This is a genomic window from Streptomyces sp. SAS_272, from assembly GCF_052543235.1.
This window is the reverse complement of the sequence record NZ_JBMNDR010000168.1, coordinates 1-7,391: the sequence shown is the minus strand read 5'-3', so window position 1 is coordinate 7,391 and position 7,391 is coordinate 1. Positions and strand designations below refer to the sequence as shown.

Sequence of the window (7,391 nt, the reverse complement as noted above, 5' to 3'; positions counted from 1 at the left end):
CAATCCACGGCCGAGTCGTCACACCATCACGAACGGCCGAATTGTCTGACGGGTCACGCCCGACCAGGACATCTCAACAAGATCGTGTTACGAGCTCTAGGTGCCGCTTGTCCGCAGTGCGAGATGCGCAGCCGGACGGCATGGACGACCTACTCGGGCGCACCGTTGCTCGAAATCCGGAGGAAGCCAACCGCGGGTGAGCAAACGCGGATGGGCAGGGAACGCAGTGATCGCAGCAAGAGCGAAGGCGAGCGAAGCCCACGGTGTCCGCACTTGAACCGTTGCCTGGGAGCCGCGAGTGTTGATGAAGCTCGTCTGGAAAACGTCCGGAGCTGGGAGCTCGATGGAGCTCAAGGCCCGCCAGTCGAGATCGAGTTCGGCGGGATGCGCGAAATGGAGCCTTTGCAGCGTGAGGGTGACTTCGCCGGGGCCGTCCACTACCCACCGTGGCTGGGCGTCGCGCGCTGCTTGACGACGCCGGGCAGAGTTTCCGATGGCAGAGCCCACCAAGGAACCGACCACAAAGCCAGGGCTACCGAAGGCAGCCACGTTGGTGTGCGTGTACCTCCCACTACCAAGGGCCCTCCAGGTCAGGCGTTGACCTGGCCCTACAGCGAGCGCACGATCACCGTGCTGCAGTCGCGTGGTCGTAGCCACAACTGGCCGGCGGGCCACTTGCCCTTCGAGGACATCGGCGAGGATGTCGCATGAGTGCCAGAGGTACTCATCTAACGACGACCATAACGGTTGAGCAGAGTTCGCTGGCGGCGGTACAAAGGGATTAGCCACTGTCGCTCCAGCCTCCCGTCAGGAATCAAGGGCTACCGTTCGCGATCAAGCCTACTCAGTTCGTGATGCTTGTCAGCCCGCCAACTGACCGCCCACGTGACGGCGACCGCACCACAAGCGCACCACATCGAGCGGGGAACAGCGGGGAATCACGGTGAAGACAGCCAGACCCGACGAGGTCGCATGGCGGCAGTTCCCCCAGGTGAGTGGCCAAATTGGATCTCGGAGCCCGCAGCTTCCCAAGCTGATGGCTCAGGCATCGTGGTTGCGGGTCGGCCGTCGTGACTTGCTCTGGTCGACGGCACCGGCAACGTACTGAAGGCGGGTGGGGGTGCAGCGAGGTATACGCGCGCCTGGTCGGTCGCCGTCCTCGCCGTCGTGGCTGGCTGTCGTCGGCTGAGGCACAGACGGGCCCGTATCCAGCTCTGAGCAGACGTCATCGGTCACCCACCTGCGGGCCGCCACGTCAGGGTTCTGCATCCTGGGCACCATGACGAACCCCGAGGGCCCGTACGTGAAGGTGCACTTCCGGCTTGAGATCGAGGACGACTGGCCCCCGGCGTCGGTAGAGAGTCTGTGGGCTGTCGACCAGGGCGACGGCACCGCACGGCTCGACAACATCCCCTGGTTCGTCCGAGGCATCGCCTGCGGGGACGTTGTAGCCACCGAGCCCGACGAGGAGGGCATGCGATGGGCTGGCGAGGTGGTTCGGCGTTCCGAGAACTGCACCATCCGCCTGATAGTGCTCCGTGACGGCGGCTCTGGAGCCTCCCGGCAGAGCGTGATCAACGCGTTCAAGGAACTCGGCGTTGATGGCGAAGGCATAGAACGCTTCCGCATGGTCGCCCTGGACGTCCCACCCACCGCCGATCTCGCCAAGGTGCAACGGTTGCTCAACCACGGTGTGACCAAGGAATGGTGGGACATGGAAGAGGGATGCATCACCGTGCAATGGCGAGCCGCCTCCGCCGGCTGACGCCGTCCACGCAACCCAGGACTGGGCCGTCCCTGGGCCGTCCGAGGTCGCTCGACAGTGGCCAATGACGACCAACGACGACCACCAGGCCCACGAGCCCACCGCCCCTGACCAGCAAAAAACCAGCTCACCAAGATCCCCGGCAAGACCCAGGGCAAGAAGAAGTAACGCGACACCGGTAAGCCCCCGACCTGCGAGGAACTCGTGGGGCGGGGGCTTTTCGGCGGGGCTGCGCCGTCGCTGGGCCGTCAGGCGTTCAGGTTCCAGGTACTGTCTCGTCGCCGGACACCAGCACAGACGAGGAGCGTCGTGGACCTGTCGCCAGCGATGTCGAACCGTCTTGCGAACAGCGGCCTCGGAGCCGTCCCGGCAGCAGCTGCTGTCGCCTACGCAGCGCAAGCCGGTTCCGGCTTCTCGCGGCTCATGGCCGCTTTCGCCGTCATCGGGTTCGCGATCCTCGCCGTGCGGGGGTACCGGCTCGGCGTGACGTGTGAGCGCGGGGGACTCGCGATCCGAGGCTATCTGCGCACACGCGTGATTGCGCGAGAGTCCATCACAGAGATCACGGACTTCCCCGCCGTCAGTTGGACCGACCGTAAGGGGGGCAAGCGGTGGACCCCGGTCACGGCGTTCCTGACGAGCCCGGGGGAACCCACGGCAACCCGACTCCACAAGGCCCATGTCGTCAGCAAGCTGCGACGGTGGGCAGGACGCCAGCCAGGCCGCCGCGGGGCCGTCCCTCGATGAGTGCGCAGGCAGCAGAGGGTGACGTTCGCATGTGCGCCGGGCCGTCTCCGGGCCGTCTCCAGGCCGTCTCCGGGCTGTCCGAGGTTGCTCGACGGCGGCCGAAGACGACCGACGCACCTCACGCAGGGACGCCGAGCGGCGGGTGCTCGAGCACGCGGGGCCTGTACTCGACCAGTTGGATGCGGCCGTCGAAGGTGCGGTGCTCGGTCATCTCGAGGGCGACGTCCGGATAGCCGTCGTAGATGCGTTCCTCGCCCGTGGCCCCGGTGATCACCGGGAACATCACGACCCGGAAGCGGTCGACGAGTCCGGCTCGTAGCAGGGACCGGCACAGGCTGAGGCTGCCGATCGTGCTGAGGAGCCCCGAGTCACTCGACTTCATGGCGCGGACCGCCTCGACGGCGTCGTCGCGGACGAGCGTGGAGTTGGCCCACGTCAGTGGCTCCTCGAGTGAGGAGGAGAACACCACCTTGGTCGCCTGTGTGAGCTCGTCGACGGACACCTCTTCTTCGGGCCTGAACTCGTCCTGGCCACTCGGGACCCTGCCTGCGGCGAAGCCCGACATCAGGCGGTAGGTGTTCGCTCCCATCAGGTAGGCGGCCTTGGGCTGCTCGCCGAGCCATGCGAGGTACTCCGGGCCCTCGAGGCCCCAGAAGCCGGGCCAGCCCTCTCCCGATGCGTGGCCGTCGAGGGAGGTGATGAAGTCGACGAGAAGCTCCGACATGGCGGTGTCCTTTCCTGGGGTGTCACGAGCTCGGACCGGCCGGGAGCCACGAACTCACCGGCCACGCTGTGGAGTGACGGGAAAACCCATGACGCCGCAGCCGATCAGGTCGGCGGAGCGGCACTGCCCGGGAGGGCCGGAGGCCTGCATGATCGCGCTGTGCACGCAGTCGGGCGGGGATCTCCACGCTGTGGGGAACAGCGGTCTGCGGGTCAGTCAGCCGTTGGCTCGCCGGGACGCTTCCCAGGCCTGTCGTTGCCAGAACAGCACCAGGAAGAGGGCCAGGACGAGGTCGTCGGACATCGAGAGGCTCCCGTCGTGCAGCCGCACGCGAATGGGACGACTGCCGAGCCGGTCGTAGAAGATCTCGAGCGGTCCGATGCCACGGACAAGGCTCCCGCCTCGGTCGTGCCTCAGCTCATAGGGTCCGATGCTGAGCAGACGGGCGCCGAACCTGCTGCATTCACAGCTCCACTGCCCGACGGTGCGCGGCAGGGTGGACCACCTGCGGTAGGTGATCTCGACGTCGCCCACGGCGCGCAGCGTCTCACCGAACCGCTGGTATGCGAGCGGCCATGGCCCCAAGGCGCGCGGGGTGCTGTCCAGCCACTCCCTCCGGCCGTAGGAGACCTCCACGTCGCCGATGGTGCGCAACAGCCCTTTCCGGTACGTCAGCTCGATGTCCATGCTGTGCCTCGCCTGCTCGAGGCCGGCCGTCAGGCTCGGGCGGTGACGGAACGGGACGGGGTGGGGGTGGTGAGGGTGGTGAAGTAGGCGGAGAGGGCTGTTCTTGTGGCGCTCAGGGGGAAGCGGGCCGCCAGGTAGCCGTCGGGGCGGACGACGAAGCCGGTGGGGCCGTCGGGACGGTAGAGGCGGGCGAACTCGCCGGCCGTGTCCCGGTAGGCGGGCACCGGCAGGGCGTCGGGAGCGGACGGCGCGGTGTCCCCGTCGAGCACCGCCACGGTGACGGCGCCCGCGACGGCGGCGGTGTGCAGGCCGGCCTCGGCGATCGCCGCCAGGTCGGTCAGAGCCGCGCCGTACAGGAGGATCACGTGGCCCGGACGGTTTCGCAGCACGTCCAGCAGGCGCCAGGGATAGGCGGAGGCGGGGGCGGTCAGGCCGCGGCAGTCGGGGGCGCGGTCGCCGGGCTGGGGAGCGCCGTGCGGGCCGTACGGGTCGGCGGCCAGTGGGCCGTCCCGGTAGTCGATCAGGAGCTGTGCCTCGCGCAGCAGCACGGTCCTCGGGTCGTCGGGGTCGGCCTCCATGCCGCGGGTGGCGTGCCGGACCGTCCGCCCGACGACCTCCTCGCCCACCGGCCTGCGCTCGGCGTCATACGTGGTGAGGAGCGCCGGACCGGCCTCCCCGTGGATGACGGACGCCAGTTTCCAGGCGAGGTTGCAGGCGTCCTGGATCCCGGTGTTCATGCCCTGGGCGCCGGTGGGCGGATGGATGTGGGCGGCGTCGCCGGCGACGAAGACGCGTCCCTCGCCGTAGCGGTCGACGATGCGGTGGCTGATGCGGAAGACGGACGACCAGCGCAGCCGGGAGAGCACCGCAGGCCGCGGCGCGAGGCGGTCGACGACGGCCTGGAGGTGATGCAGCTCCGGCGTGCGGCCGCCTTCCAGACCGTGCGCCACGCCGTCGCCGACGGCATCGTCGGCGCCACGGCCGTCGCCGGCCCCCGCACCGTCGCCGGCACCGCCGTCCGGCCGGCCGGACGTGCCACCGCGCGTCGCCGTGGAGAGCTCCGGCGGGACAAGCATCGACATCCGGTAGCGGCCGGCGCCCGGCAGCGGCACGCAGATCAGCGCGTCGTCCGTGGAACCGTCGGCGGCGTGGTGCAGTGAGCGGATGCCGTAGCCGTGGGGCATGTCCCAGTCGGCCTCGACGTCGCCCAGCATGTACTCCTCGGCGAAGGCCGCCCCCTCGAACGCGAGGCCCAGCCCCTTGCGCACGGTGCTGTGCGCGCCGTCGCAGCCGATCAGATAGCCCGCTCTCAGCTCCTCCTCGGCGCCGGAGGCCGTGCGCAGGCGGGCGGTGACCCCGTCCTCGTCCTGGGTGAACGACAGCAGTTCGGTGCCGCGCTCGATGAGGGCGCCGAGGCCGGCCACGTACTCCTCCAGCAGACGTTCGGTCTCGTACTGCGGCAGTGCGGCGAACTCGTAGGGCACCTCGGGCGGCAGCACGAGGTCGATGCGGGCCTGCTCCCGTCCGTTGACGTAGATCAGCTGACCGCGCAGCACGGCCGCGGCCTCCAGCATCGTGCGGGCCAGGCCCATTCGGTCCCAGATCTCCAGTGTGCGCGGCTGGATGCCGACCGCCTTGGCGTACGGCAGCCGTTCCGGCAGGCGGTCGACGAGGCGGCAGCGCACGCCCTGTCGGCGCAGCTCCGCGGCTGCGCTCAGCCCGACCGGGCCGGCGCCCACGATGAGCACGTCCGTCGTTCCGGCTGTCTCGGTCGTAGTGGTGCCCGTCACGGGTGCCTCCCGGTGCTCCCAGTGCAGTTCCCGAACAGAAACACCCCCCTCGACCCGTCCCGCATCCCATCGTCGCCCGGCGGCCCGGCAACGGCGAGCGGGGATCTCGTCACCGCCGCGTCACAGATCGACGACCGGCCGAACCCGGCGGGCCGTCCGTGCCGTCTGTGCCGCTGAGCAGTACGGCGAGGGTGAGCGCCCTCGCCGACCGGAAACCTCGGGGGATCGCATGAACGGCGTCAACGGCCTGTACGGCGAGAACGGCAAGAACGGCTCGGACGAGGGCAACGGCCTGAACGGCGACCGGCGGACGACCGGGACCGGCGCCGGGATTCCGAGCGGGTCCGGGCGCGCGCGCAGGGGCGGGGTGAGGAAGGCCGTGGCTGCCGCGGTCGTCGTGTCGGCCGCTCTCGTCGTGACGGCGTGCCAGCCGACCGAGTCGTCGTCGAAGCCCGCGCAGTCGGCGCCGGCGCCGGCGGGTTCGTCGCCCGCGGCCTCTCCGTCCGCGAGCTCCCCCACCGCCGCCGCGACGCCCACCGCGTCGCGTCCCGCCACCCCCGTGACCCCCACCGCCTCGGCGCCCGGCGCCCCCGGCGCCCCGACGCCCTCGGCCTCCGTCGCCCCCACATCGTCCGCGTCCGTGCCCGCCGCCGTCGCGGCCTGCGCCGCGAAGAGCCTGAAGGTCTCCGCATGGCAGGCCGCCGAGCGGCCGGTCGGCACCGGGACCGGGGCCGCGATCGTCGAGTTCGTCAACGTCTCCGGGAAGGCGTGCGTGCTCAAGGGGTATCCGTCGGTCGCGGGGGCCGGCAACGGCTCTCCCGAGCACAACTCCCCGCTCGCCGTCACGACCACCGGGTCCGCCGCGCCGGTCACGGTGGCCCCGGGAGGCAAGGCGTGGACCAAGCTGACCTTCGTGCAGGTGCACGGCGAGGCCGACGGGTACTGCAAGTCCGGCGCGGTGCCGTCCGTGTACCCGACCGTCGTGGTCGGCCTGCCGGGCTCCGGGTCGCACCAAGTGGCGCTGAACGACGGTCAGTTCGCCGAGTGCGACAACACGGTGACCGTCACGGCCGTGTCAGCGGTCAAGCCCTGAGGGTCAAGCCCTGAGGGTCAAGGCCTGAGGGGCAAGCCCTGAGGGGCAAGGCCTGAGGTCAAGCCATGAAGGTCGGGCCCTGACGGTCGGGCCCTGACCGGTGCGACCGGCCGCGCCGTCTCACACCACCAGCGGCACCGGATGGATCTCGTCCGCCATGTGACCGGCGCGCTCGTGGATACGGAGCACGGCCTCCGCGGAGGGCGCCTCGGAGAGGCAGTACACGGTTCCGGACTCCGGGTCCGCCCAGGCGCGTTCGAAGTGCACGTTCTCCTCACCCTCGATGGCGAGGTCCGCCCGGTGGGCCTCGAGGAGCTGGTCGGCCGTGATGCCGTGCATGCCGTGGTGGACGTCCATGAAGCGGGTCATGACTGCCCGCCCCCTTCCGATCTCGCGCCGGTCCCTCTCTTGGCCCCCGCGTCTCCATGCTGCGCCTGCCCGCTCACCGGGGCGACCCGGGGGCGGGGGGCACCTGGGGGTGGGGGCGCCTGAAGGTGGGGGTCGGGCCGCCAGCGACGGGCAGGCCGGTGCGGGACAGGCGCGCACGGACGAGGGCTCCGGCGCCGGTCGACCGGCGCCGGAGCC

Annotated in this window: 6 protein-coding genes; 2 read left to right on the top strand and 4 right to left on the bottom strand. The window is 70.3% G+C overall.

Annotation, left to right across the window (positions count from 1 at the left end; all coding sequences use genetic code 11):
* Nucleotides 1-1,279: 1,279 nt before the first annotated feature.
* Nucleotides 1,280-1,765, top strand: coding sequence for a DUF4265 domain-containing protein (locus ACN6LD_RS41595; RefSeq protein ID WP_445045876.1), 486 nt, complete (start codon nucleotides 1,280-1,282; stop codon nucleotides 1,763-1,765).
* 865 nt (nucleotides 1,766-2,630) lie between these two features.
* Here the strand turns inward: ACN6LD_RS41595 and ACN6LD_RS41590 are convergent.
* The 3 genes from ACN6LD_RS41590 to ACN6LD_RS41580 form a co-directional block, all read right to left on the bottom strand.
* The gene (locus tag ACN6LD_RS41590; RefSeq protein WP_319190627.1) at nucleotides 2,631-3,236 is read right to left on the bottom strand and encodes a dihydrofolate reductase family protein; all 606 of its coding nucleotides are present in this window, start codon (nucleotides 3,234-3,236) and stop codon (nucleotides 2,631-2,633) included.
* Nucleotides 3,237-3,452: 216 nt separating this feature from the next.
* Nucleotides 3,453-3,923 carry a hypothetical protein gene (locus tag ACN6LD_RS41585; protein ID WP_445045875.1) on the bottom strand — a complete coding sequence of 157 codons (471 nt, stop codon included), beginning with the start codon at nucleotides 3,921-3,923 and terminating at the stop codon, nucleotides 3,453-3,455.
* A gap of 29 nt (nucleotides 3,924-3,952) precedes the next feature.
* Complete coding sequence (locus tag ACN6LD_RS41580; protein ID WP_445045874.1) at nucleotides 3,953-5,713, bottom strand: FAD-dependent monooxygenase; 1,761 nt, start codon at nucleotides 5,711-5,713, stop codon at nucleotides 3,953-3,955.
* 229 nt (nucleotides 5,714-5,942) lie between these two features.
* Between ACN6LD_RS41580 and ACN6LD_RS41575 the strand changes: the two genes are divergently transcribed.
* Nucleotides 5,943-6,806 carry a DUF4232 domain-containing protein gene (locus ACN6LD_RS41575; protein WP_445045873.1) on the top strand — a complete coding sequence of 288 codons (864 nt, stop codon included), beginning with the start codon at nucleotides 5,943-5,945 and terminating at the stop codon, nucleotides 6,804-6,806.
* Between the two features lie 120 nt (nucleotides 6,807-6,926).
* On the opposite strand, the gene ACN6LD_RS41570 is transcribed toward ACN6LD_RS41575, so the two are convergent.
* Complete coding sequence (locus tag ACN6LD_RS41570) at nucleotides 6,927-7,175, bottom strand: SCO4226 family nickel-binding protein (protein ID WP_319198572.1); 249 nt, start codon at nucleotides 7,173-7,175, stop codon at nucleotides 6,927-6,929.
* Nucleotides 7,176-7,391: the final 216 nt, after the last annotated feature.